General features: G+C 68.7%; 1 protein-coding gene. It reads right to left on the bottom strand.

Annotated features, from left to right (window positions below; genetic code table 11):
* Positions 1-371, bottom strand: a 371-nt coding sequence (locus tag IE251_RS41315) for an alpha-amylase family glycosyl hydrolase (RefSeq protein WP_268253350.1), incomplete at both ends; no start/stop codon positions are given.

The raw sequence follows: 371 nt of genomic DNA, 5'->3' as shown, positions 1-371 counted from the left end.
ATCTCGATCATCCGGCGGGTCCAGTGCAGCAGCGACGAGGGGGAGGACATGGACGCCTCGACGTTGGTGACCTGGTAGCCGTGGACCGGGTCCATGATCGTGGGCAGGAACAGCCGCCCGGGGTCGCAGGACGAGAAGCCGGCGTTGCGGTCGGGGGTCCACTGCATGGGGGTGCGGACGGCGTCGCGGTCGCCGAGCCAGATGTTGTCGCCCATGCCGATCTCGTCGCCGTAGTAGAGGATCGGGGAGCCGGGCAGGGACAGCAGCAGGGCGGTGAACAGCTCGATCTGGTTGCGGTCGTTGTCGAGCAGGGGGGCGAGGCGGCGGCGGATGCCGATGTTGGCGCGCATGCGGGGGTCTTTGGCGTACTC

It is taken from the genome of Streptomyces eurythermus (genome assembly GCF_014649115.1).
Lineage (GTDB): Bacteria > Actinomycetota > Actinomycetes > Streptomycetales > Streptomycetaceae > Streptomyces > Streptomyces eurythermus.
Note: the sequence above shows the minus strand (reverse complement) of the source record. Positions and strands in the feature narration are given on the sequence as shown.